At 64.8% G+C, this 21,741-nt stretch carries 40 protein-coding genes; 10 read left to right on the forward strand and 30 right to left on the reverse strand.

Annotation, left to right across the window (positions count from 1 at the left end; all coding sequences use genetic code 11):
* Positions 1–312: AAA family ATPase (locus tag BRAO375_RS34800; protein ID WP_035642989.1), on the reverse strand; the 312-nt coding region annotated here is incomplete at its 3' end.
* Positions 313–722: 410 nt separating this feature from the next.
* On the opposite strand from BRAO375_RS34800, the gene BRAO375_RS34805 reads away from it, so the two are divergent.
* Positions 723–1,154, forward strand: coding sequence for a response regulator transcription factor (locus tag BRAO375_RS34805; protein WP_035643675.1), 432 nt, complete (start codon positions 723–725; stop codon positions 1,152–1,154).
* 1 nt (position 1,155) lies between these two features.
* A complete protein-coding gene (locus tag BRAO375_RS34810) occupies positions 1,156–1,572 on the forward strand; it encodes an ArsC/Spx/MgsR family protein (protein WP_009032118.1) in 417 nt (138 codons plus the stop codon).
* Between the two features lie 18 nt (positions 1,573–1,590).
* Here the strand turns inward: BRAO375_RS34810 and BRAO375_RS34815 are convergent, their stop codons facing one another.
* Genes BRAO375_RS34815 through BRAO375_RS34825 form a run of 3 tightly spaced genes read right to left on the reverse strand, consistent with a single transcriptional unit; the run spans position 1,591 to position 2,553 of the window.
* Positions 1,591–1,953, reverse strand: a complete 363-nt coding sequence (locus tag BRAO375_RS34815) for a (2Fe-2S) ferredoxin domain-containing protein (protein ID WP_009032119.1) — start codon at positions 1,951–1,953, stop codon at positions 1,591–1,593.
* Positions 1,950–2,279 (reverse strand): Grx4 family monothiol glutaredoxin, encoded by a 330-nt coding sequence (grxD, locus tag BRAO375_RS34820; protein ID WP_009032120.1) that lies wholly within the window; start codon positions 2,277–2,279, stop codon positions 1,950–1,952. Before grxD ends, BRAO375_RS34815 begins: the two co-directional genes overlap by 4 nt.
* 40 nt (positions 2,280–2,319) lie before the next feature.
* A complete protein-coding gene (locus BRAO375_RS34825; protein WP_006609694.1) occupies positions 2,320–2,553 on the reverse strand; it encodes a BolA/IbaG family iron-sulfur metabolism protein in 234 nt (77 codons plus the stop codon).
* A 263-nt stretch (positions 2,554–2,816) separates the two neighbouring features.
* Here BRAO375_RS34825 and BRAO375_RS34830 point away from each other — a divergent pair, with 263 nt between their 5' ends.
* The 4 genes from BRAO375_RS34830 to BRAO375_RS34845 all read left to right on the forward strand — a co-directional run bounded on the left by BRAO375_RS34830 (position 2,817) and on the right by BRAO375_RS34845 (position 4,826).
* Entirely contained in the window at positions 2,817–3,308 is a 492-nt protein-coding gene (locus tag BRAO375_RS34830; RefSeq protein WP_009032121.1) for a tetratricopeptide repeat protein, read from the forward strand.
* 95 nt (positions 3,309–3,403) lie between these two features.
* Entirely contained in the window at positions 3,404–3,766 is a 363-nt protein-coding gene (locus tag BRAO375_RS34835; protein WP_009032122.1) for an iron-sulfur cluster assembly protein, read from the forward strand.
* Between the two features lie 36 nt (positions 3,767–3,802).
* Positions 3,803–4,558, forward strand: a complete 756-nt coding sequence (locus BRAO375_RS34840; RefSeq protein WP_009032123.1) for a dienelactone hydrolase family protein — start codon at positions 3,803–3,805, stop codon at positions 4,556–4,558.
* Positions 4,559–4,583: 25 nt separating this feature from the next.
* Entirely contained in the window at positions 4,584–4,826 is a 243-nt protein-coding gene (locus BRAO375_RS34845) for a hypothetical protein (protein ID WP_009032124.1), read from the forward strand.
* 482 nt (positions 4,827–5,308) lie between these two features.
* Here the strand turns inward: BRAO375_RS34845 and BRAO375_RS34850 are convergent, their stop codons facing one another.
* The 20 genes from BRAO375_RS34850 to BRAO375_RS34945 form a co-directional block, all read right to left on the reverse strand.
* Complete coding sequence (locus tag BRAO375_RS34850) at positions 5,309–5,767, reverse strand: group II truncated hemoglobin (protein WP_009032125.1); 459 nt, start codon at positions 5,765–5,767, stop codon at positions 5,309–5,311.
* A 16-nt stretch (positions 5,768–5,783) separates the two neighbouring features.
* The gene (locus BRAO375_RS38310) at positions 5,784–5,951 is read right to left on the reverse strand and encodes a hypothetical protein (protein WP_006609688.1); all 168 of its coding nucleotides are present in this window, start codon (positions 5,949–5,951) and stop codon (positions 5,784–5,786) included.
* 10 nt (positions 5,952–5,961) lie between these two features.
* Complete coding sequence (locus tag BRAO375_RS34860; RefSeq protein ID WP_009032126.1) at positions 5,962–6,276, reverse strand: DUF6156 family protein; 315 nt, start codon at positions 6,274–6,276, stop codon at positions 5,962–5,964.
* Positions 6,277–6,313: 37 nt separating this feature from the next.
* The gene (locus BRAO375_RS34865; protein WP_009032127.1) at positions 6,314–6,520 is read right to left on the reverse strand and encodes a hypothetical protein; all 207 of its coding nucleotides are present in this window, start codon (positions 6,518–6,520) and stop codon (positions 6,314–6,316) included.
* A gap of 12 nt (positions 6,521–6,532) precedes the next feature.
* Complete coding sequence (locus tag BRAO375_RS34870) at positions 6,533–6,841, reverse strand: 2Fe-2S iron-sulfur cluster-binding protein (protein ID WP_009032128.1); 309 nt, start codon at positions 6,839–6,841, stop codon at positions 6,533–6,535.
* 36 nt (positions 6,842–6,877) lie between these two features.
* Complete coding sequence (locus tag BRAO375_RS34875; protein ID WP_009032129.1) at positions 6,878–8,092, reverse strand: DegT/DnrJ/EryC1/StrS family aminotransferase; 1,215 nt, start codon at positions 8,090–8,092, stop codon at positions 6,878–6,880.
* A gap of 2 nt (positions 8,093–8,094) precedes the next feature.
* A complete protein-coding gene (locus tag BRAO375_RS34880; protein WP_009032130.1) occupies positions 8,095–8,355 on the reverse strand; it encodes a DUF6129 family protein in 261 nt (86 codons plus the stop codon).
* A gap of 17 nt (positions 8,356–8,372) precedes the next feature.
* Complete coding sequence (locus tag BRAO375_RS34885; RefSeq protein ID WP_009032131.1) at positions 8,373–8,729, reverse strand: DUF3024 domain-containing protein; 357 nt, start codon at positions 8,727–8,729, stop codon at positions 8,373–8,375.
* A gap of 15 nt (positions 8,730–8,744) precedes the next feature.
* A complete protein-coding gene (locus BRAO375_RS34890; protein ID WP_009032132.1) occupies positions 8,745–8,984 on the reverse strand; it encodes a nitrogen fixation protein NifZ in 240 nt (79 codons plus the stop codon).
* Complete coding sequence (locus BRAO375_RS34895) at positions 8,981–9,304, reverse strand: nitrogen fixation protein NifZ (protein ID WP_009032133.1); 324 nt, start codon at positions 9,302–9,304, stop codon at positions 8,981–8,983. The genes BRAO375_RS34890 and BRAO375_RS34895 overlap by 4 nt, the downstream gene beginning before the upstream one ends.
* On the reverse strand, positions 9,301–10,074 hold the full coding sequence (locus BRAO375_RS34900) for a 4Fe4S-binding leucine-rich repeat protein (RefSeq protein ID WP_009032134.1): 774 nt from the start codon (positions 10,072–10,074) through the stop codon (positions 9,301–9,303). Before BRAO375_RS34900 ends, BRAO375_RS34895 begins: the two co-directional genes overlap by 4 nt.
* A complete protein-coding gene (locus BRAO375_RS34905) occupies positions 10,067–10,600 on the reverse strand; it encodes a hypothetical protein (protein ID WP_009032135.1) in 534 nt (177 codons plus the stop codon). Before BRAO375_RS34905 ends, BRAO375_RS34900 begins: the two co-directional genes overlap by 8 nt.
* Positions 10,601–10,611: 11 nt before the next feature.
* Positions 10,612–10,932, reverse strand: a complete 321-nt coding sequence (locus BRAO375_RS34910; protein ID WP_009032136.1) for a HesB/IscA family protein — start codon at positions 10,930–10,932, stop codon at positions 10,612–10,614.
* A gap of 10 nt (positions 10,933–10,942) precedes the next feature.
* The gene (locus BRAO375_RS34915) at positions 10,943–11,167 is read right to left on the reverse strand and encodes a YfhL family 4Fe-4S dicluster ferredoxin (protein WP_006609676.1); all 225 of its coding nucleotides are present in this window, start codon (positions 11,165–11,167) and stop codon (positions 10,943–10,945) included.
* Between the two features lie 55 nt (positions 11,168–11,222).
* Complete coding sequence (gene nifB, locus BRAO375_RS34920) at positions 11,223–12,785, reverse strand: nitrogenase cofactor biosynthesis protein NifB (protein ID WP_009032137.1); 1,563 nt, start codon at positions 12,783–12,785, stop codon at positions 11,223–11,225.
* A 261-nt stretch (positions 12,786–13,046) separates the two neighbouring features.
* Positions 13,047–13,913, reverse strand: coding sequence for an SIR2 family NAD-dependent protein deacylase (locus tag BRAO375_RS34925; RefSeq protein ID WP_009032138.1), 867 nt, complete (start codon positions 13,911–13,913; stop codon positions 13,047–13,049).
* Positions 13,913–14,134 carry a putative nitrogen fixation protein NifT gene (gene nifT / locus BRAO375_RS34930; protein WP_006609673.1) on the reverse strand — a complete coding sequence of 74 codons (222 nt, stop codon included), beginning with the start codon at positions 14,132–14,134 and terminating at the stop codon, positions 13,913–13,915. Before nifT ends, BRAO375_RS34925 begins: the two co-directional genes overlap by 1 nt.
* On the reverse strand, positions 14,134–15,345 hold the full coding sequence (gene nifS, locus BRAO375_RS34935) for a cysteine desulfurase NifS (protein ID WP_009032139.1): 1,212 nt from the start codon (positions 15,343–15,345) through the stop codon (positions 14,134–14,136). Before nifS ends, nifT begins: the two co-directional genes overlap by 1 nt.
* A 9-nt stretch (positions 15,346–15,354) precedes the next feature.
* Positions 15,355–15,645 (reverse strand): NifU family protein, encoded by a 291-nt coding sequence (locus BRAO375_RS34940; protein ID WP_009032140.1) that lies wholly within the window; start codon positions 15,643–15,645, stop codon positions 15,355–15,357.
* A 39-nt stretch (positions 15,646–15,684) separates the two neighbouring features.
* Entirely contained in the window at positions 15,685–16,005 is a 321-nt protein-coding gene (locus tag BRAO375_RS34945) for a HesB/IscA family protein (RefSeq protein ID WP_008960276.1), read from the reverse strand.
* Between the two features lie 327 nt (positions 16,006–16,332).
* On the opposite strand from BRAO375_RS34945, the gene BRAO375_RS34950 reads away from it, so the two are divergent.
* A complete protein-coding gene (locus BRAO375_RS34950; protein WP_009032141.1) occupies positions 16,333–16,941 on the forward strand; it encodes a hypothetical protein in 609 nt (202 codons plus the stop codon).
* Between the two features lie 220 nt (positions 16,942–17,161).
* Here the strand turns inward: BRAO375_RS34950 and BRAO375_RS34955 are convergent, their stop codons facing one another.
* Positions 17,162–17,584, reverse strand: coding sequence for a Rieske (2Fe-2S) protein (locus BRAO375_RS34955; protein ID WP_009032142.1), 423 nt, complete (start codon positions 17,582–17,584; stop codon positions 17,162–17,164).
* A 195-nt stretch (positions 17,585–17,779) separates the two neighbouring features.
* Between BRAO375_RS34955 and BRAO375_RS34960 the strand changes: the two genes are divergently transcribed.
* From BRAO375_RS34960 to BRAO375_RS34970, 3 genes are read left to right on the forward strand one after another with little or no spacing between them, the layout of a single operon-like run.
* On the forward strand, positions 17,780–18,238 hold the full coding sequence (locus BRAO375_RS34960) for a hypothetical protein (RefSeq protein WP_009032143.1): 459 nt from the start codon (positions 17,780–17,782) through the stop codon (positions 18,236–18,238).
* Positions 18,239–18,288: 50 nt separating this feature from the next.
* On the forward strand, positions 18,289–19,140 hold the full coding sequence (locus BRAO375_RS34965) for a sulfurtransferase (RefSeq protein WP_009032144.1): 852 nt from the start codon (positions 18,289–18,291) through the stop codon (positions 19,138–19,140).
* A 30-nt stretch (positions 19,141–19,170) separates the two neighbouring features.
* A complete protein-coding gene (locus tag BRAO375_RS34970) occupies positions 19,171–19,488 on the forward strand; it encodes a hypothetical protein (protein ID WP_006609665.1) in 318 nt (105 codons plus the stop codon).
* A gap of 502 nt (positions 19,489–19,990) precedes the next feature.
* Here BRAO375_RS34970 and hspQ read toward each other — a convergent pair.
* From hspQ to nifX, 5 genes are read right to left on the reverse strand one after another with little or no spacing between them, the layout of a single operon-like run.
* Positions 19,991–20,317, reverse strand: coding sequence for a heat shock protein HspQ (gene hspQ / locus BRAO375_RS34975; protein WP_009032146.1), 327 nt, complete (start codon positions 20,315–20,317; stop codon positions 19,991–19,993).
* A gap of 18 nt (positions 20,318–20,335) precedes the next feature.
* On the reverse strand, positions 20,336–20,623 hold the full coding sequence (gene fdxB, locus BRAO375_RS34980) for a ferredoxin III, nif-specific (RefSeq protein ID WP_009032147.1): 288 nt from the start codon (positions 20,621–20,623) through the stop codon (positions 20,336–20,338).
* 23 nt (positions 20,624–20,646) lie between these two features.
* Positions 20,647–20,847, reverse strand: a complete 201-nt coding sequence (locus BRAO375_RS34985; protein WP_009032148.1) for a CCE_0567 family metalloprotein — start codon at positions 20,845–20,847, stop codon at positions 20,647–20,649.
* Between the two features lie 16 nt (positions 20,848–20,863).
* Positions 20,864–21,334, reverse strand: a complete 471-nt coding sequence (locus BRAO375_RS34990; protein WP_009032149.1) for a NifX-associated nitrogen fixation protein — start codon at positions 21,332–21,334, stop codon at positions 20,864–20,866.
* A 10-nt stretch (positions 21,335–21,344) separates the two neighbouring features.
* Positions 21,345–21,740, reverse strand: a complete 396-nt coding sequence (gene nifX, locus BRAO375_RS34995; protein ID WP_006609660.1) for a nitrogen fixation protein NifX — start codon at positions 21,738–21,740, stop codon at positions 21,345–21,347.
* Position 21,741: the final 1 nt, after the last annotated feature.

Genomic DNA, 21,741 nt, shown 5'->3' on the forward strand with positions numbered 1-21,741 from the left:
GACGCCGCGGCCGGCGCAGCCGACGCCCGGCTCCGGACCGCCGGACTCGACGCAACGGATGTCACGATAGCCGACCTTCATGACCTCTTCGATCTCGAGGTCCTCGACGCTGCCGGCGGCAGCAGCCAGGCTCAGGATGGTGTCCTGCGCCTTGGCGTGCAGGATCAGGCGGGTCGAATCCGCCTTGGGGTCGCAGCCGACGATCAGGATCCGATGACCCATCTCGGCCAGCGCGGCCAGGGTGTTTTGCGACGTCGTCGACTTGCCGATGCCGCCTTTGCCGTAGAATGCGATTTGTCGCAGCGATGACATTCTGCTCTCCATCAACCGATTGCTAAAGTCGCGCCCGCGTCCAGCGGAGCGTGACCGCGTCCTCTCATGTGTCCGAACCGGCAGACGGGTTATTGGGAAGGAGAGCATCGCTCGTCCGAAGCGTCGGCGTGCACTCAGCCCTCAACCATTGCCTGAACAGAGTTTTGCAACGGCTGTGCCAGCACCAGCGGGGAACGAAAACGGTCATGTTTTGAAGGAGATGGAGCACAATCCGACTATCACAGCGGGTTGTTGCAAACCCGACATCGGAATGCTTCGCAAGATTTGATGGTGCGATGCGCTGTCCGAAATGACACAACAAGCCCAGGCTTTCGGCGGCGAAAGGCGCCGGAACGAGTCTTGCTAGATGCTCCTCCGCAGCCTTGCGGCCAAGGTTTGAGGAGGATGCCATGCAGATTGGAGTTGAGACGGCGAAAGCGGTGGATCAGCGGCGCGTGTTCGTGATCGACGATGACGAGATCACCCGCGCGGCCCTGCAATTCATGCTGCACGATGAGATCGAGACCCACGAGCTGGCGACGCCGGAAGAAGCCTATGAGAAGGGCGTCGACTGGCTGGCGCCGAACGTGGTCCTGCTCGGGGTGTCCTTTCTCAAGCAGCGCGGGCCCGAGCTGGTGCGCGAGATCTCCGCCAAGTTCAAGGGCGTTCGGATCCTGATCGTGACTGCGAAGGCCGACGAGGCGATCGCCATCGAGGGCCTCAAGGCCGGCGCGCATGGCGCGGTGGTCAAGCCGCTCACGATCGAGTCCGTGCGCAAGAAGGTCGACACCATTCTCGGCCGCGCCGGCGGCGCGCAGCTGGTCCAGCTCGGCGGGCTCTGACGTGGCCACCGTCGTGTTCTACGAGAAGCCGGGCTGCGGCACCAATGCCCGGCAGAAGCTGATGCTGACGCGCGCCGGCCACGAGGTCGTCGCGCGAAACCTCCTGACCGAACCGTGGACCGGCGAGCGGCTGCGCGCCTACTTCGCCGGGACGCCGGTGTGGTCCTGGTTCAACCCGGCCTCGCCGCGCGTCAAATCCGGCGAGATCGAGCCGGAGGCGATCGAAGCCGTCGCCGCAATCGATCTGATGCTGGAAGATCCGCTGCTGATCCGCCGTCCCTTGATCGAGGCCGAAGGCCTGATGTGCGCCGGCTTCGATCGAGAGCCGGTGTTGTCATTGCTGCGGCGGGATGATGATCTCGACGACCTCCAGGGCTGCACGCGGCCAGAGGCCTCGCCCTGCCCGGAGCCGCGCTGAGCGGCTCCGGACAACATTTCATCGCTTCAGCACCATCACCAGACGGTCGACGCGTTTGCCTTGCTTGAAATGGGATTCGACGATCTCGTCGATATCCTCCGGCTTGGTCGGCCGGTACCAGATGCCGTCGGGATAGACCACCATCATCGGCCCGGCGCTGCAGAAGCCGAAGCAGCCGGCGGCGGTGACGCCGATATCCGTCAGCCGCTGTGCCTCGATGGTCTTGGTCAGCCGGTCCCACAACGGCTGCACACCGAGCGCGCCGCAGCTTCCGCGCGGGTGACCCGGCGGACGCTGCGTCAGGCAGACGAAAGCGTGATATTTATAGAGCTGCGGAATTTCGACATCGTCATCCGCCTCTACGACATTGCCGTCGCTCATGATGCGGCCGCCTTGATGCCCTTGTCGGCCAAGAGTGTCGCCAGCTCGCCGGCCTGGAACATCTCGCGCACGATGTCGCAGCCGCCGACGAACTCGCCCTTCACATAGAGCTGGGGAATGGTCGGCCAGTTGGAGAATTCCTTGATGCCCTCGCGGATGAAGGGGTCGGCCAGCACATTGACGCTCTCATAAGGCACGTCGAGCTTGCCGAGGATCTGCGCCACCGCGGCGGAGAAGCCGCATTGCGGCGCCGCCGGCACGCCCTTCATGAAGAGAACGATGTCATTGCTGTCGATCAGCTTCTGAATGCGTTCGGATGTCGACATTGATCTTATCCTTTCGTCCCTGGAGGTGTCGCGGCAGCGATCATTTCGGCAATGACGTCTCGAGCGCCAGCGCATGCAGCACGCCGCCCATCTGGCCCTTGAGGGCTGAATAGACCATTTGATGCTGCTGCACCCGGCTCTTCCCGGCGAAAGCCTGCGAGGTGACGCGCGCCGAATAATGGTCGCCGTCGCCCGCCAGATCCTCGATCACGACGACGGCATCCGGGAACGCCTCCTTGATCAGACGTTCGATATCAGTTGCCGCCATCGCCATCGCTGTGTCTCCCGCTGGATTGATGACAGCGTCATGCAAGCTCCGAACCAGCCATTTGCGGCTCACGAATGCTGTGCCGGCTCTGCGAAGGCGCCGAATTGACGATCGTCGCGTCGGCTTTGCGACAAGGACGACGATGAGACCCAGAGCTGGCGTTCAAAATCCAACATGCCCGCGCGTTTTCGCCGGCTTCGCGGCAATGACGGTCTCTGCTGCACCACCGCAAAAACGGTCCGCGTCTTGCAATGATTTGATCGAGGTCAATGCAGATGCTCGAACTCGTCAGCGAACCCGACACGATCAACTTCGGCGATCTTCCCGAGGAGATCGACGCGCTGCTGCAGCAGGGCGTGGCGGCCTATCGCCGCGATCACGCCCGCGCCGACCGGCTGTTTCGCCAGGCGCTGGCGACCGCCCCACAGGAGCTGCCGACCTATTTCTGTCTCTATAAGATTCACACTTATCAGGGCCATCTCGACGAGGCCAAGGCGGTGGCCGAGCTCGGCCTCGCCGAGGCCGCACGCCAGGCCGGCTGGCCCGCGGATTGGCGGCAATGGCCGCCACATGATCCGCTGCCCGACGGCGCCGGCCGCTTCGCACTCTACACGCTGAAGGCGCTGGCCTTCATCCATCTGCGCAAGAACGATCCGGACAGCGCCGCCGAAATGCTGGCGGCGTTGCGCCAGCTCGATCCGTCCGGCGCCGTCGGATGGCCGGTCGTCGCCGCGCTCGCCGCCGGACTCGGCGCGGAGTGAGGCCCAGCCATGCAGCATCTCCAGCGCAATCTCGACACGACCCCGAACGATCATCCCCCGGTGCGAACCAGGACCATGAGAGGACCCAACGCATGATGAGCATGCACGCCGCTCCCCCTCCCTCCCCGTCGCAGAGCGCGCTCGCGACCGGCTCCCAGAATGCCGCCGAGAGCGTAATCGCCGCGCTGCGGACGGTGTACGACCCCGAGATTCCCGTGAACGTCTACGACCTCGGCCTCGTCTATCGCATCGCGCATGAAGGCGGCGGCGCGGTCGAGATCGACATGACGCTCACGGCGCCCGGCTGCCCGGTCGCGAGCGAGATCGTCCGCATGGTGGAGGACGCCGTGCAGGCCGTCGACGGTGTCGTCTCGGTCAAGGTCACGCTCGTGTTCGAGCCGCCGTGGGACAAGTCGCGGATGTCCGAAGAGACCGCCCTGGAGCTGGGCTTGTTGTAACGCGCGCCAACCGCGCCAACGACGCAGGAGCATCACATGGCTACCGAGAGCACCATCAAGCTCACCGCCAACGACGGACATACGTTCCAGGCGTTTCGCGCCGATCCGGCCGACACGCCGAAGGGCGCCATCATCTTGCTGCCGGACGGCAATGGCAGCAGCAACGTCCGCAAGGTCGCCGACGCTTTCGCCGCGAGCGGCTATGTCGTGATCGCGCCGGAGCTGACACCGCCGGCCGCTGTCGCGACCACGGCGGACGGCGAGGCGTCGGCAGCGGCGCAGGATCCGGTCGCCCCTCTCCTCGCCGAGATCCAGTCCACCGTCGACAGCGTCAAGGACTGCGGCAAGGTGGCCGTGGTCGGCTACGGCGCCGGCGGCGGCCTCGCTTACAACGCCGCCAACCGCGTATCCGGGCTTGCCTGCGCCGTCAGCTACTACGCGACCGGCGTGGTCGACGCCGCCGGCGCCAAGCGCAAGGTGCCGACCCTGCTGCACTTCGGCGAAGCCGACGCGGTCGTGCCGTTTCCGGCCGTCAGCATGTTCCGCGCCGACCATCCCGAGGTCAGCGCCTTCTCCTATCCCAACGCCGCCCATGACTTCGACGCCGAGGGCGAGACCTATGATGAAACGGCCACCGCGCTCGCTCAGGAGCGAACACTCGCCTGGATCTCGCAATACGTCGTCGGCCAGCCACCAATCACCTTGAAGAACGCCGGCGCCTATGCGCTCGCCAAGGTCGACAAGAAAAAGAAGAAAAAGGCGGGCGATGACATGGGCCCTCCGGCTGATTGACAATCCGATGCAGTGAGAGCCCGCAATGCTGCCGACCACCATCCTGATCGACGAACGCCCGCGCTGCGTGGTGCGGCCCAACGACACCAAGGACCTCAACCGCTTCATCCGCAACGGCAAGACCTATCTGCTTGCGGAGATGCCAGAGGGCAAGATCACCCACCGCAACGCCAGCGAGACCGAAGTGGCGCAATGGCAGAACGCGCTGGCCTTGCACCGCGCCTGGGGCGGCGATGATGAGAACTTTTTCGGGGTGCCGTTGTATTAGTTAGAACGCGTAGGGTGCGCAAAGGCGCCACCGGCGGTGATGATTTAGCACCGCTCGATATGCGCCGTGCCCAGCACTCCTGCGGCGGTATCTGCGGATCTAGCGGCCGGTGGGCATGCTTCGCTTTGCCCACCCTACGCCTCGTATCTCCGTCATTGCGAGCGAAGCGGAGCAGGGGCTAAACTGCACATCCTCTGTGTTGCCCCTGGATCGCTTCGCTGACGCTCGCGATGACGACTATGATTGATGCTTCGCTGTCATGCCCGCGCAGGCGGGCATCCAGTATGCCGCGGCCTCTCGGTGGACTCACGGACGCCGCGGCGTACTGGATCGCCCGGTCAAGCCGGGCGATGACGCCGTGGCGGGGCGACACTGTCAACCATCGTCATTGCAAGCATAGCGGCGTAGCTAATCAATCCAGAGTCTCGCGACGACTCTGGATTGCTGGCTCCTCGCAATGACGCCTGAGACGGTGACCGAACTCACGGCCGCGCCGCCCGCGCGTCGTGAGGGTTGCCGGCCTGGTTGCGCATCCAGTCGGCGAGCTTGGTCATGGCGGCGTCGACATCCTGGCGGGCCGCCACGTCCGTCACCGTCTCCTTGAGCGCGCCGCGCATGCACAGCAGCCAAGCATCGCGCTCGGCGTTGCCGATCGGGAAACCCATGTGACGCTGGCGCAGGCGCGGGTGGCCCTTCTCCGGCGAGTACAGTTTCGGGCCGCCGAGCCATTCCGAGAGATAGCGCTTCAGCACGACCTTGATCGGTCCGAGATTGGTGCCATGCATGTCGCGGATCGTCTTGGCCTCCGGCAGCGTATCCATCCGATGGTAGAACGACTCGACCAGGCGATCGACCACGACGGCGCCGCCGATCCGCTCATAGGGCGTGATCACCGGCCCTGCCGCCGACGTCTCAGTCTCCGTCGTACCTGCGTCCGCCATCCAACCAATCCCGTCTCTATTCGTCCAAGCTCGGCTGCAGGATCACCTCGGCCGGTGCGCCGGGCCCCTGCTCGGCCACGAGCTCCAGCGCATCGACCCGCGACAAACCGGCGCCGGAGTCCATCAGCACGATAGCGTCCTTGGGCATGCTGGCAAGAGCCTCGATCAGCTTGGCGACGGTCACGGGGCCTCCCTCATGCAGCGTCCTGACCGGCGACAGCAGCACCGGTCTCATCGAAATGCAGCGTCACCGGATCCTCGTCGAGCATGACGATCTCGGCGCTGCACAAGGCACCGTTGGCGTGGTAGCTGTAGCGGTGCGTCAGCTCGACCTCGCCATACACTACCTTCTCGAACCCAGTCAGCACGCCCGCGGCATTGAAATAGCCGCGGATGAACGTGTTGCGGTTCGACAGTTGCTCCGGCGCGATCGGCGTCACCAAGCGGAGCGGCAGCTTGACGCCCGTATACGAGACGAAGAACTGGCAGTCCTGTCCGGTACCCGTCATCGCGCCGCCGCTTCGCTTTGGTTGAGGCCGTAACCGGTCAGGCTGCGGTCTTCAAGGCCTCGATCTGGTCGCGCGTGGTCTTGAACACGCCCCGGCCGCCGGCGAAGGTCTGATAGGCCTTCAGGCCGATCGCCTCGCTGAGCTTGTTGAACCATTGCTGCGGCGTCAAGGCCGCCGGCCGCTCGCTGATCTCGGCGACGGTGCCATCGGGGGCGAAACGAACGTGAAGCGTGACGTTGTCCATGATGTCCTCCTGTTACAGACCTGACGAGAAGCCGAGCAGCTCGATCTTGACGTTCTCGGTGCCGAGGATTGTCGCCTGGCACGCGAGGCGGGACTTGGAGCCGACGCCGACGATGCTGTCGAGCTTCTCGTTCTCGAGCTTGCTGACCTTCGACACGCCCTTGCGTCCCTCCTGCAGGAAGATGTGGCACGAGCCGCACTTGGCCTGCCCCTCGCACTTGTGCGGGATCTCGACCTCGGCGGCGAGCAGCGCCGCGAGAATGGTGGTGCCCTCGCCCACCTCGATCGTCTTTCCAGAGGGCATGACCGTCAGAGTTGCCATGTGGAGTCTCCTTCTTGGGTTTGAATTAAGAAATGGTCAGTAGATCGCCGCGCCCGCTCCCACATTGACCGAGGCGTCCTTCATCGTCGCGACGATGAAGGCGATCTGGTCGGTGGTCAGATGGACGTGGAACGGCAGGGCCACCACGCGATCGGCGACCTTCTCGGTCACGAGACAATCGCCGCGGCGGTAGCCCATGTCGAAATAGTGCCGCTGCAGATGCAGGGGATTGGAATAGGCGACGGCCTCGACCTGCTCGACGCGGAGATCCTCGACGATGGAGTCGCGGCTGGACTTCGAGAACCGAGTCCCCAGATGCACCTGGTACAGGAACCAGTTCACCTCGGTGACATCTGGGCCGACATAGGGATCCTTGATTCCCTCGAAGGACTGCACCTGGCTGTAATAGATCTGCTCGATCAACCGGCGGCGCTCCAGGATCTCGTCGATCCGCTTGAGCTGCGCGAGCCCGAGCGCCGCGGTGACGTCGCTCATGACCGCCTGATGCGACGGGGTGCCGCTGACGACGACCGAGCTCCGCTCGTCGAGCCGGTGCGAGCGGTGGCGCCGCACGGCGACGGCGATGTCGACATCGTCGGTCACGACCATGCCGCCCTCGCCGCAGGTCAGCGCAAACGGCTGCGAAAAGTCGAACACCGACGCCGCGCCGAAAGTGCCGACCAGCGCGCCCTGGTATTTCGAGCCGATCGCCTCGGTCGAGTCCTCGAGCAGCGTCAGGCTGTGCGTCTTGGCGATGGCCTGCAGCTCCGACCATTTGGCCGGATGACCATTGGTGTTGCCGGCCAGGATCGCCTTGGTCTGTGGCGTGATCCGCGCCTCGACCTTGCTCGGCGCGAGCGTGCCGGAATAATAGTCGATGTCGGCAAACACCGGCTTGGCGCCGACGATGCTGATCGCATGTGCGACCTCGCGGAACGAATAGGACGATGCGATCACCTCGTCGCCTGGACCAATTCCTAGACCCTTCAAGACCAGGACAAGGCCAAGGGTTCCGCTCGGCACCGCGATAGCATATTTGCGCCCGAGATAGGCGGCGAACGCCGCCTCGAACTCCTCGACCAGCGGCCCGTGGGACAGCCGCGGCGAACGCAAGGCGGCGTCGACGGCGGCGATCTCCGCCGTCGTGATGTCCGGATCGGACAGCGGAATGAAGCCGGCTTCGACCGGCGTCAGCTCGGCTTCGTCCTGCTCCTGCCGGTCGGCGTCATGCACCAGATAGGGCTTGGTCATGATCAGCCCCGCTTCGCCAGGATGAGGCCAGTGGCCTTGGCCGGATCGTCTGTCACGCCAGCACAATGCTCGCTGGCGTCGAGCAGGTGCAGGTCGAACGCCGCGTAGCTGCGGAACGGCGCCTCCGTCACATCCGACGCGTCGCAGCGGGTCAGAACCAGCTTCGGGAAGCGGCGGCGCAGCTCGCCGAACGCGGTGCTGCCGGCGTCAGGTTGCTCGAGGACCTGCGCGATCTCATTCAGTTCCTGCTCGGCCAATGCCATCTCACCCGTCCTCTTCACTACTGCCAGAATATCCGCTCGGGGTCGGCGTTCAGCTCGTCGACCGCCGCGGTCAACCGCTGGTGCACGCTGTGCAGCTCCCAGATCCCCTTCGCGTGATCTCGCCAGAACAGCTTCCACATCGTCTTCGCGGGATCATGACGCAGCAGCGCCACGTCGATCACCCCGCCGTCCTTGTCGATGTTGCGCGAGCAGCACGGACTGCGGACCTGATAACCATCGTCGACCGGCACGACCGTCGGCTCGACATAGCGGTAGCGCTTGCGCGACTTCAGCGCGCGCTCGATCCGCTTGCGATCCAGCTCATTGGGATGCGCAGGCAGGACGAGGCTGGGCTTGAGCGCGGCGGCCACCATGATCGATCATCGCCCTCAGACCGGGACGATCTCCTCCTCGAGACACCCGACGACGAGCTGCTCGCCGAACTCGACGAGATAGATCGGCATGTTCGCTTCGGTGTGGGTGCCGACCTGCACGATCTCTCCCATGTCGCCGACGCCGACCAGCTTGGCCTCGGCCGGCGCATTCGGGAACGAGCCGTCATTGACGAGGTCGATCAGCGCCTTGACGCGCTGGCCCCATTGGTATTTCGGCATCCGCGGTTCGATCATGATCTGTACGCTCCCGGCAGCGGCAGCTCGTCCTCGGCCTCCCCGCGGGGGACGGTGGATTCGAGCTCCTTGCGTTTCATGCCGACGCGGTTTCCGCTTTCGAGAAACTCGACGCCGTAGATGTAGAATTGCTGCAGGAAGGTGCCGATCGAGACGACGTAGCCGATCTCGCCCTTCTTCGCGAGGATCTCGCCGATCTCCTTGCCCGCATAGGTGCCGTCGTTCCGGATCGTGCGCTTCGCCTTCACTTTCTCGCCGAATGTGAAGTATGGCGGCGCCGACAGCTCGACGACCTCGCTGTCACGAACGATGTTGCTCATGCCGGTTTCTCCATCGCAGCTCCCGAACGGTTGTCGAGCCGCCCGCGCGCCATCTCCTGCACCAGCGGATCCTCGTCGCGCGCGAGCTCGGCGAGTTCCGCGAGCGGGATACGGCTCGCCACTTCGTGGCGCACGCGCCAGTCGGCATCCTTGCGCATCGCTGTGAGCAGATCCGGCGCCAGGCGCTCGGCAATCTCCAGCCGGACCCGCGCATCGGGATCGCTGATCATGCCGAGCAGCCAGTCGCTCGGAATGCGCCGCGCCACGACCCGGCGGACCTCGGCCTCGGGATCGCCCATCATGCGGCCGAGCACGGATGGGACGATCCGGCGCGCGACGACGAGGCGGACGTAATAGTCGTCGTCCATCATCATCGGCATCAGATCCTCCGGATCGAGCACGGTGGCGATGCGGATGCGGACCTCGCGGTGCGGGTCGTGCCGCAGCCGCAGCACCAGCCGCTTCGGCAGCCGCCGCGCCGCATTCCAACGCACCGTCTCTTCGGGATCGTCGAGCAGCGGCGGCAGGTAGAACGGGCTCGCATGCTTGGCCGCGATCGCGCGCACCTCGAAATGCGGATGCTTGACGTAGTCGTTGGCGAGCGTCGGATTCCAGTTGAAGAAGCGGTCGATGCGCCGAGCATAGCGGTCGTGCACGCAGGCGTGACGGAGCTTGCAGCCACCGGCCGCGTTGAGCTGTTCATGGGCGCAGCCGGTGCAGCTGATCTCGTTGCCCTGCCAATCGATGGCCTCGTCGATGTCGTCACTCATCGTCGAGCTCCACCCGGTCGACGACCTCGAGCAGCACGCGCGCGCCGATCTTGTCGGTGGGGTCGAGATCGAGCAGCTTCTGCACCGCGAGCCGCCCCTCGACCAGATTGCCGAGCCGCATCTGCAGATAGGCGTAGCCCTTCAAGGTGAACATGAAGAAGCGCGGCAGCATGTGGTCGAAGCTCCCGAACTCGGCATGCTCGGGGCGGACGTCGCGCCAATGCGGCGGCAGATGATTTTCGACCGCGGCCTTGGCGAGGCAGCGCTTGGCGATGCGCAGCGCGTCGTTGAGCCGCCCCTTGTAGAAATAGAACCGGTAGAAGCCGATCAGGACCGCGGCATGATCCGGCGCCAGCGCCTCGGCCTGCTTCAGATGCGCCTCGGCGACATCGTCGAGATGATAGCTCTGACTGGCCTGCCACAGCTGATGCTCGGCCTCTTCCGGCAGACCACCGCCCAGGAGCGCGTCGGCGAGCAACGCGTCCTCGATGGCAGTCTGGGAGGTGGGCCGGGCATCAGTCGGCATTGTGCGTTGACCTAGTCCTGCAGCGCGTGGCTGGAGCACGACACCTGCTTCGGGTCGTGGAACACGAGGCCGGTCTGGGTCGCGGTGTCGGCGAAATCGATCGTGACGCCGTCGAGCAGCAGGCGGCTTTCCGCCGGCAAGAACAGCTTGACGCCGTCGCGCTCGACCACGGCGTCGCCGGCGAGCGGCGTCGCGAGCACGCTGATATCAGCGGCGAGACCCGAGCAGCCGCCCGGCGACACCGCGAGGCGGAAGCCGGCGCCGGCGGCGCCATCGGCCCGCAGCATCATGCGCATGAATTTCTGCGCGGCTGGCGTGAGCGTAAAGTTCATCTGCCTCTCCTCAGGCCGGCGGCTGATAGCGCGGGAACGAATTGTCGATGACGCAGGTGTTGTCGACCGGGCAGACCGCCGCGCATTGCGGCTCGTCGAAATGACCGATGCACTCGGTGCACTTTTTGGGGTCGATCACGAAGGTGCCGTTCTTCTCGGAGATCGCCACGTTCGGGCATTCGGGCTCGCAGGCCGAGCAGCTCGTGCATTGCGAGGCAATGATCTTCAAAGTCATGAAACGCTCCTGTCGAAAGGGGCCGGCGGCGCCGCGACGCCGCCGGGATCGGATCTCACGCCGCCGAGGTCAGGGCGCCCTGGCGGATCTCGGCGTCGCCACGCACGACGTGCTGGATCTCGCCGCTGTTGACCTTGTCCAGGTAGCTCTTGAACCAGGCGATCGCCGACTTCTCGATGAACTCGTGGGCGAACTGATCCACCGGCTCGATGCCGGCGGCCTGCAGGTCGCTCTTCGGGCAGCCGCCGATCTTGGCCACGAACACCGCATGGCAGTCGTTGATGGCGCGGATGACGGTCTCGAGGCTGTCCTCGTCGCCATAGCCGCCCTGGCAGTACAGGTCGACGCGGCGGTGACCGACGAACTTCGCACCGGCCGTGGAGAGTTCGTAGACCTGGAACTCCTTGGCGTGGCCGAAATGCTCGTTGATCAGGCCCGAGCCCTTGGTCGCGACCGCGACCAGCAGCTTGATGTCGCTGGACTGGCCGGCGAGCGAGGCAAGCTCCTCCTGGCGGGCGACGACCTTGGCGACGCGCTCGCTCTCGACCGCCTCCTGATAGGCCTTGCGGCTGTCGATGTCGTAGTTCACCTCCATCGCCATGATCTTGTCGGTGGTGAACTCGGCCGAGCGGTCCTCGCCGAGCAGGCCGACGGCGTCGGCGCGGCACTGGCGGCAGTGCCGCATCATGTTCATCTCGCCTTCGCACTCGTCCTGCAGGGCTTTCAGCTCCTGCGCGGTCGGGCCACGCTGACCGGTCAGGCCGAACACGGTGCCGTGCTCGGGCGAGGAGATCAGCGGCATGATGTTGTGCAGGAAGGCGCCACGCGACTTCACCGCCTTGTTGACCTCGACGAGGTGCTTGTCGTTCACGCCGGGGATCATCACCGAGTTGACCTTGCAGAGGATGCCGCGCTCGGTCAGCATCTCCAGGCCCTGCAACTGGCGGTCGGTGAGCAGCTTGGCCGCCTCGACGCCGGTGTAGCGCTTGTGCTTCCAGAACACCCAGGGATAGATCTTGGCGCCGATCTCGGGGTCGACCATGTTGATGGTGATCGTGACGTGGTCGACGTTGAAGCCGGCGATGGTGTCGACATGGTCGGGCAGCGCCAAGCCGTTGGTCGACAGGCAGAGCTTGATATCCGGCGCGGTGCGCGCGATCAGCTCGAAGGTCTTGAACGTCTTCTCGGGGTTGGCGAGCGGATCGCCGGGGCCGGCGATGCCGAGCACGGTCATCTGCGGAATGGTCGAGGCGACGGCGAGCACCTTCTTGGCGGCCTGCTCCGGTGACAGCTTTTCGCTGACCACGCCCGGACGCGACTCGTTGGCGCAGTCATATTTGCGGTTGCAGTAGTTGCACTGGATGTTGCAGGCGGGCGCCACGGCGACATGCATGCGCGCGTAGTGGTGATGCGCCTCCTCGCTGTAGCAGGGATGGTTCTTCACCTTCTCCCAGATCTCCGGCGGCAGGTCGTTCTCGCCGGCGCCCGAGCCGCAGCTCGCCTTGCCGCTGCCGCCCGAGGTGCCGCAGCCCTTGTGTTCTGCGATGGTCTGCATCACCGAGCTCAGCTTGTCGCCGTTCGGTATCGTCGCCTGTTCGTGCTGCACTGACGCGTCCATGTCCGCTCCTTAACGTTGCTGGCGAGCCGCAAACCGCCTTGGAAAGGAGTTCAGCAACTCGCGTGCCACGCCGCGGACAAGATCATTCTTGCGAACTATCAACGCCTTAGCAAAATCATCGCGGCTGTCGCCTTGCCAACATGCGAAAGCCTCTCGTTTGATGCGTTGTTAGAAACGTTACAGACTCGAATCGAGGGAGACGACGCACAGCAAAACAGCGCGGCCTCGGGCCGCGCTGTTCGGGATTGCAACGGATCGCGCTCAGCCGCCGATGATGATCTCGGTGGCTCGGGCGAGCGGAATCGCGATCGGCGTCAGCCGCTCGGCGATGAAGAATTTCAGCTCGTTCTTCGACAGCGTATCGGGCTCGACCAGGACGTAGTGCTCGGTGCCCGAGCGCTTGATGACCTGGCGGCCATAGGTGCGCAGCAGCTGGTCGTTGAAGCGGCAGCCGATGAACAGGAAGCCGCGATCGGTGCGGCGATCCTTCACGGTGTCGGGAATCGGCGTCTGGATGTCGATGTCGGTCAAAACCTCGACATAGTCGGCGTCGGTGATCAGGAAGTTCTTGGCCGGCGTGATGCCGCCATGCGGCTTGTACAGCAGCGTGGTCCAGCCGTTGGCCTTAGCGCGATCACTCTCGCCGCCATCAGCGTCGTAGAAGCGATACCAGCGGTCTTCGCCGATATGGGCGCGGGTGATGCCCTGGACCTCACCCCAGTCGCCGCGGCCGGCAAGCGCCGTCCGCATCGCGCCGTCATACCAGCTGTCGACGATCATGGGCAGCGGCAGCGACGCGAGATGCTGCTGCAACGGCGTCGGCGCGACCGGCGCGGCGAAAGCTTCCGCCATCAGCGCCGTGACCGTCGAGCGATGGCGCGTACTTTCGATATGCTGGGCCGAGGCCCAGGCGTTGCCCTTCGCCCGGCGCGGCAGCGCCACCTTGGTGCCGAAGAACGCAGCCAGGGCTTCCGGATTCATCGGGACTGGCGCTCCGGACTGCTCCGACACGGCGGGACCGAGGAACGGAACGACCTTGCCAGCCTTGAGCTTGGCGACGACATCCTTCAGCAGCGCCTCGGCGTCGGCCTGCTTGATGATGTCGATATGAGGAAGCGGCGCATTCATCACTCGTCCCCTTCTCCACCGCGCTTGCGCGCATTGATCGTGATCGGCAGCCGCGTGTCGGCGGCCATCTGCGGCAGCTCGAGCACCCAGCCATTGGCGATGCGGATCCAGCCGCCCCACAGGGTCTCGTGCTCGGACTCGACGATCGGCTCCTCCAGGTCCTTCTTGGGGACATAGATCGAGAGGCCGGTTTCCGGCGATCGGCGGATCATGACTTTCATTAGGTGAGCTCCGTGGGACGAAGGGCGTCCGCCGCGTTTGACGGATGATGTTGCAGCCAGGCCGGCGACGTCTCGCGGAGCCGGCCGACGATGTCGGGCAGCACGGTCAGCACCCGCGTGATATCGTCGCCCGTGGTGTCGCGCGACAACGAGAAGCGGACGGCGCCGCGCAGCAGCTCCGGCGGCACGTTCATCGCCCTGAGCACATGCGACGGCTCCATCGAGCCGGACGCGCAGGCGGAGCCGAGCGAGGCAGCGATGCCGGCCTGGTTCAGCCGCATCACGATCGGCTCGCCTTCGAGATGCTGGAACGCGATGTTGGCCGTGTTCGGCAGCCGCTGATCGGGATCGCCGAGCACGGCGCAATGGCCGACGCCCCGGATGATGCCCTGCTCCAGCCGGTCGCGCAGCGCGCGGACGCGGCCCTGCTCGTCGGCGAGATGCTTTGCGGCGAGTTCGGCCGCCTTGCCGAGGCCGATGATGGCGGGCACGTTCTCGGTGCCGCCACGCCGGCGGCGCTCCTGCGGGCCACCGCGCACCAGCGGCGCGAACGGCGTGCCCTTCCGGACATACAGCGCACCGATGCCCTTCGGCCCGTGCAGCTTGTGTCCGGACAGCGACAGCATGTCGACGCCGGCAGCTTTCAGATCGATCGCGATCTTGCCGACGGCCTGTACGGCATCCGTGTGAAACAGCGCACCGGCGTCATGCGCGAGCTTCGCCAGCTCAGGAATGGGATTCAGCGTGCCGGTCTCGTTGTTCGCCCACATCACGGAGGCAATCGCGGTGCGCGGCCCAAGCGCGCGCTTGTAGGCGTCGACATCGAGCCGCCCGGCGGCATCGACACCGATCAGATGCACCGTCACGCCACGCTTGTCGCGGAGATACTCGACCAGCGTCAGGATCGCGGGATGCTCGACCGCGGTGGTGACGATCTCGTCGCGGCCCTCTTGAGTCTCGAGCGCCGAGAGGATCGCGGTATTGTCGGATTCCGTCCCGCCCGACGTGTAGACGATCTCGTGGTCGAACGCGGTGCCGAGCAGCGCCTGCAGGCTCTTGCGCGCCTGGCGGACGGCGCCCGCGACCTCGCTGCCGAAGGCATGCGAGGACGAGGCGTTGCCGAACTGGTCCGTGAAGAACGGCAACATCGCCGCGACGACCTCGGGGTCGACGCGCGTCGTGGCGTTGTTGTCGAGATACACCGGACGCACGGCCGCTCCTTAATGCCGCGCCTTCGCAGCGCCGGCCACCGGAACGAGACGGACGAATTCGCCGAGCTTCTCGATCATGCGGGCCTGGATGCCTTCCAGGGTCGCGCTGGCGAGCTTGCAGAAGATGCAGGCGCCGGCGAGCTTGACCATGATCTTGTTGCCGTCGATCTCGACGAGCTCGCAATCGCCGCCGTCGCGCTTGAGGTTCGGACGAACCTCCTCGATCACGGCCCGGATGATCCGCTCGCGTTCGCTCATCTGAGCCGGCGCTTCGACGACGCCCTGGGTTTCGACCAGCATGATGTCACTTCTCTCGTGTTGATGGATCAGGCGAAGGATTTAAGCGAAGGACTTGCCGCAGCCGCAGCTCGACTTGGCATTGGGGTTCTCGAAGGTGAAGCCGGAGCCTTCCAGCGCAACGACGAAATCGATCGTGGTGCCCTCGAGATATTCGAGGCTCTTGTGGTCGACGAGCACGCGCACGCCCTCGCGCTCGATCACCGTGTCCTCCGGCTCGCTGCCGCTGACGAGGCCCATGTTGTATTTGAGCCCGGCGCAGCCGCCGGCTTCGACCATGATCCGGAGGCCGTCGACCGGCTTGTCGGAGGTCGTGATCGCGTTGCGGACCGCATTGATGGCGCTGTCGGTCAGGTTGATCATCATCGTCTGGCCTTTCCCATTCGGCTGTTGCGAACCGAATTGGCAAGTCTCATGCCATGCATCAATCACTTGAAAGACCACGGCTTTTCGTAATGTCGCTGTGGCGTTTCCGACGCGTGTCGGCTTTGCGACAGGCGCGGTTCACGCCGTGTCGCGCCCGCGACGCCGCGATGTCGCGGCGCAAATCCGACAATCGGCCGGCCCGACGGGCAAAAATTCCAGGCAAATCAACACGCAACAAACATCGGCAGACAATTTGCATCACCGCCCTTTTTGACCGCGCCGTGCGGCGAACGGCTCATGAAGGACATGCGAGGGGATTTGCTGATGACGACATTGGAGAAGACGGTTGCGATCGAGACCACCGCGCTCGCGCAGCTCGACAAGGAAGGGCGGCTGCTCAACGCCGTGCTGAAGGCGCCGACCACGAAGCCCGGCCGGTTCGGCTTCCGCGGCGACATCGCTTTGAAATTCCAGACCCAGGTCGCGGACGAGAAGCGCCCGCCGGATTTCTCGATCGAGCAGGTGCTGACGATCGTCAACGACGGCGAGCCGACGATTCCGGTGCTGGTCGGCTACATCCACTCGCTCGCCTATCTTGAGACGGCGGTGGAGGTTCTGAAGGGCCTGCTGAAGCCTGAGGGCAGCTACTTCATGTTCTGCAACAACATCGACCTGCTGGCGAAGTACCGCATCAAGATGGGCGATGTGACGTTCTACGTCCTGCCGTGCGATGAATCGACGGTCTGGAAGGAGATGATGGATCTCCTGTCGATCGACAAGAACGACATCAAGAAGCTCGACACCGCCGGCAAGCTCGACTACGTGCTCGACGCCGCTGTGAAGTTCAGCGAGAGCTACGAGGTCATCGCCTATGCCGACGCGTTGGCCAAGATGGAGCCGGTGAAGAACCGCAACGAGAACCGGCCGGTCTGAGGTCTTCTTACCGTCTCCACGACTGTCATGCTCCGCGAAGGCGGAGCATCCAGTACGCCGCGGCAGACGATGTAGAGCCGAGACGTCACGGCGTACTGGATCGTCCGCCTTCGCGGACGATGACAGCCGGGGTTACATAAGTTGAGGTGCCAAGAGGTTAGAAACGGCACCTAGCACAAGCTGAAGTCCCGGCCCTCGCGCCGGGACTTCATGTGAGATCTCAACCTTCCTCGCACTGCATTCCGGTCTCTTCCTCATCCTCCTCGTCATCCTCCACCAGCGTCACGCCGGTGACGCAGATATCACCGTCGATGACCGACAGCGCCACCGGCGTCAGGCTCTCGCCCTTGCAGGGGCCGTCGACACACATCCCGGTGCCGATCTCGAACAGCGAGCCGTGCTTGCCGCAGAGGATGCGCAGGCCGTTGCCGTCCATGAACTGGTTGCGCTCCCAGTCCAGATTCACCTTGTCGTGCGGGCACATGTTCAGATAGCCGAACACCTGCTTGCCCCAGCGGATCACGAAGATCGGCCACGGGCGATGGCTGCCGTCCTCCGCGACGATCATGAGCTGGAAGCCCATGGCGCGGCGGCTCGGGATGTCGTTGAAGCTGCAGATGGCGTAGGCGACGTCGGTCGTCATGTCAGGCCTCATCGATGTCTGGCGCATGTCCGACATTGCCGCTTTCGGTGTGATGAGAGCGGCGGTCGGCTCGCTGACGGATCACGTTGCAAGATTCGCGCAACTCCGCGTTCCGGCCTCTGTCTCGCGATTGCGAGAGACTGGCACAGAACTTGAAAATTTCTCCTGCAAACGGCCCTTTGTAAGGAGATCGACATGAACGTGACATTGGACTTCGTCGAAAGCTCACTCGACGACATCAAGGCGGCTCTCGACGGCGGCACGCTGACGGTCTACTCCGTGGCGCGTCCGATCACCGCCGACAAGGCGGTCGACCGCAGCGGTGTGCTCGCGACCTTCACCTTCGCCTCGCCCGCTTTCGGCCCCGCGGTCGACGGCCTGGAGCAGCCGAACTTCGTCGCCGCCGCCGTGCCCGCCGCCACCGTCGGTACGCCCGGCTTCGCGCGCGCCCGCAAGGCCGACGGCACCACCGTTGCCGACTTCTCCGCCGGCCCCGGCGAGCGCGAGATCAAGTTCACCGAAGTGTCCTGCTCGCCCGGCGCGCCGGTGACGGTCGCGACCTTCAAGATCATCGCCGATGGCGGCTGGCCGGAGCGCCCGGAATATTACGACAGCCATCCGCGCCCGGGCTACGCCATGCCGAAAACGCTCTGACGCGCATCCGCGTCAGCTGTCCCGTTGGCCCCTTCATCGAGAGCGCATGCATGAGCAGAGATCCTTCTGAAGCCCTGGTCAGCTCCGAATGGCTGGCGCAGCATCTTGCCGATCCCGGCATCAAGATCCTCGACTGCACCTGGCATCATCCGAGCACCAATCTCGACGGCCGCACGCAATATCGCGGCCGGCACCTGCCGGGCTCGGTGCATTTCGACATCGACCAGGTCGCCGACAAGACGAACCCGCTGCCGCATATGCTGCCGACGGCGGAGGATTTCGCCCACAAGGTCGGGCTGCTCGGCATCAGCAATGCCGACCGCGTCATCGTCTATGACCGCCACTACGGTGGCTCGGCCGCCGGCCGCGTGTGGTGGATGTTCCGTGTGTTCGGCCACAACAACGTCGCCCTGCTCGATGGCGGCTTCGGCAAATGGACCAAGGAGAAGCAGCCCGCCGAGATGACGCCGGTGCGCCCGGCGCCCGCGAGCTTCTCGGCGAGCTTCCAGCCTCAGCTGGTCGCGACCTCGGCGCAGGTGCAGGGCGCACTCCAGAGCGGCGCGCAGCTCGTCGACGCCCGTGGTCCCGGCAAGTTCGACGGTACGCAGCCGGACGTCTTCACCTTCAAGCGCCAGGGCCACATTCCCGGCGCCATCAACCTGCCCTGGGCCGATCTGGTCGATCCCGACACCGGCGTCCTCATGGCGCCCGATGCGCTCGCCGCGCGCTTCGCGGCCGCCGGCATCGATCTGGCCAAGCCGATCGTCACCACCTGCGCCTCGGGCATCATCTCCTGCATGCTCGCGCTGGCGCTGTACCGGCTCGGTGTCCCCACTGTCGCCGTCCACGACGGCTCCTGGGCGGAATGGAGCCAGCTCGACGACACGCCGGCGGCGGCGTGACCTCAGGACCTCGATGACGGGAGCACACGCATGACAAAGACTCTGGTCAAGACCACGCAGGACGGCCGCAAGGTCGAGGTGATCGGCCTCGCCATCTGCCTCGACGGCGAGCTCGAGGCGTTCGAACTGGTCGAGGTCAAGCTGCATCCGAACCGGCGCAAGATCTGGGAGGCCGCGCCCGACGCCACCCACATGGCCGGCCGGATCACGCTGACGAAGGAGGAAGCCGCGATCGTCGAGGGCGCCTTCGCCGGCGCCCAGTCCGAGATCCTCGCCAGCCCCGCCGCGATCAACGAACGCTTCCGGATCGCGGCGATGTGGAAGGCCAGGGAACAGGGGATCGAGTAGGTCCTGCTTGGCGGCTGCGCCCGCCTCTCTCCACCGTCATTCCGGGGCGCGCGTAGCGCGAGCCCGGAATCCATAGCCACGACTGGCTATGAGGCGATAGATGCCTGTGGCGCTTGTCTTCGAAAACAACAACCATTCGTGGTTATGGATTCCGGGCTCATCGCTGCGCGATGCCCCGGAATGACGGGCGGATGGACTGATGTTCGTCTAGCCGCGGTGGATTCGGAGGACAAGAATCGTAGGGTGGGCAAAGCCAGCGGGCGGCGCGGAGCGCCGGGCGATGGCGTGCCCACCATTTCGTTCGGCACACGCGGACAGACGGTGGGCACGGCGCGTCAGATCCAATTCCTGTCGAGAGACCGCCCAGGCGCCTTTGCCCACCCTACCGATCCCCGGCGTCATCGCGAGCGCAGCGACGCGATCCAGGGCGGTACGGGGACTCTGGATTGCTTCGTCGCCTGCGGCTCCTCGCAATGACGGATGTGGCTGGATCGCCGGTCAATTACTGAAAGATCCGCCCGCGGTAGTGATAGCTGCCGCCGTCATCGACGTCGAACAGCTCGCCGATATCCGGATGCTTCACCGGCTCGCCGGAGACATCAGCCACCAGGTTCTGCTCCGGCACATAGGCGATGTAACTGCTGTCGCCGCATTCGGCGAGCAGATAGTAGAACGGCTGCTCCTTGTCGAGCCTGGCGTCCATCGTGATCGCCCGCCAGCCCTCCTCCTCGGAGAAGGACAGATCGACATCGAACACGACGCCGCGCAGATCGTAGACGCGGTGCCGGGTCACCTGGCCGATCGTGAATTTTGCGTCCATCCGCAGCATGACAGCACGTCCGATGTCTCAGCCCGCCGGCGAATGGGTCTGGCAGTTGGTCGGACACACCCGGGCGCAGGCGCCGCAGCCGATGCAGGCGCCGGTGTCGTGCATGACCATGATCTTCTTCTCGACCTCGTCATCCTCGTCGTCGTCGAGCTCGACGAACTCGCCCTCGTCGTTGATGCCCTTCAGGGTCATGACCTCGCGGCCACACACCTTGTAGCAGCGGCCGCAGCCGATGCATTTGGCGGGGTCGATCGCGACCAGATAGTCCGGCCGCCAATCGCGGCCGTCACGGGTTGAATTGGACATGGTAACAGGTCCTTGTGAGGGCTTTACGCGGCCTCGAGCTTCTTCAGCTCGGCCCGCTTCTTCTCCAGCTCGGCGAATGCCTCATGCGCCTTCTGCGCGGTCGGCAGGATCTGGTCCCAATTGACGGGCAGTTCCTCCGACAGATCGTGCAGGTTCATCTTGGCATCCATGGCGCGGGCCGACAGCTTCTTGATCTCGGCCTTCAATGTATCCAGGTCGCTCATCGTCTCATCCTCGCCGTTAGTAGTTCGCGACGTCCTTGAACTTCTCGATCATCTCGACGCCGGCCTTGACGAACTTGTCGCCCTCGTCGGCCAGCTTGCCGAGATTGTCGAAGCCGAAGCGGTGCACGTCGCGCAGCTGCTTGTTGACCACGATCAGCCGCCCGCCGATCAGCACCATGCGGCCAAAACCTTCATGGCTCATCTTCAGCATCGGCGAGATCATCACGCCGGTGGCCTTCTCGATCGACAGCGCGATCGCGTTGAAGAACAGCTCCAGCCGCCAGATCGTCTCCGGATCGGGATCGCCGATGATCGGCAGCGCACGGCGCTTCTCCTTGTCCAGGATGTAGGGCTCGAGCAGCTCGACATCCTTCTTGCCCTCCCAGGCCCCATGGGTGTCCTGGGCGCGCCAGACCTTGATCAGCTCCTTGACGAAGGGGCGCTGCTCGGCGGGGATGACTTCTTCTACGACTGCGGTATCAGACATGTTCGTTTCCTCATTCCTCGAAATCGAGCGCGCGTTCCTGACCCTTGGCCAGAGCTTTGCGCAGCCACGGCGGCGGCGTGCCCTTGAGCACCGCCTGCAGCTTGCCGAGCAGATCGGTGATGTCCTCGGGCTGGGTGACTTTCATCGGGTGGATGTTGTTGGCGACGACGCGCGCCGCGCCGGAGCCGCCGATCGCCGCGACATAGAGGATCGCGCAATCCTTGATCGCCTCGATCTTCGGCGCCAGCTTGTCCTCGTTGCCGTCCTCCTTGAGATCGCCGTCGAACTCGACGGCCTCGAGGAAGCGATAGCCCTCGGGATCGAGATCGTAGATCGCGATGTTCTTGGCCCAGCCGAAATGGGCGTCGACGCGTTTCAGATCCTGGGTAGCGAATGCGACTTTCATG

The organism is Bradyrhizobium sp. ORS 375, assembly GCF_000239775.1.
GTDB lineage: Bacteria > Pseudomonadota > Alphaproteobacteria > Rhizobiales > Xanthobacteraceae > Bradyrhizobium.